The organism is Halorubrum sp. SD690R (assembly GCF_005435035.1).
Taxonomy (GTDB): Archaea; Halobacteriota; Halobacteria; order Halobacteriales; family Haloferacaceae; genus Halorubrum; species Halorubrum ezzemoulense.
Genome location: NZ_SGTV01000095.1, coordinates 1 through 539 on the forward strand (window position 1 = coordinate 1; position 539 = coordinate 539).

Below are 539 nucleotides of genomic sequence, written 5' to 3' on the forward strand. Positions count from 1 at the left end.
CTTCGACGACGGACCGTAAGGTCTTAATCGCCGCTCCCCCGAGCGAATAGCGAGGGCCGGTAGCTCAGTTAGGCAGAGCGTCTGGCTTTTAACCAGATGGTCGGGGGTTCAACTCCCTCCCGGCCCGCTTCTACGACGAACGGAGGTGAGGAGTGAATCGGCCACGGAGGCGTTGAACCCTGGAAGGCACGCGCAGCGAACGGATGTGAGCGAGCATGTCTCCCTCCGGTTCAACTCCCTCCCGGCCCGTGCAACGAACTGACGAGCGCCGCGAGTCAGTGAGTGAACCGGCAGGAAAGAGTCGAATCCTGGAAGGCACGCACAGCGAACGAACGTGAGCGAGCATGTCTTCCTTCGGTTCAACTCCCTCCCGGCCCGCTTCTACGACGAACGGGCGTGCGGAGTGAAGCGGCTACCAAGGGTGTTGGATTACGCCACGAGCGAACGCAGTGAGTGAAGTGGCGGTGGTCCACCTCCCGCCCGGCATGCTTTCCCTGGACAAGCGGCGCGGCAGTGGCTAGTTCGAGACCGGTTCATTT

1 tRNA gene is annotated in these 539 nt (G+C 62.2%); it reads left to right on the forward strand.

The annotated features are described in order from the left end of the window. Positions 1–53: 53 nt before the first annotated feature. Positions 54–127, forward strand: a tRNA-Lys gene (locus EXE41_RS18555). Positions 128–539: the final 412 nt, after the last annotated feature.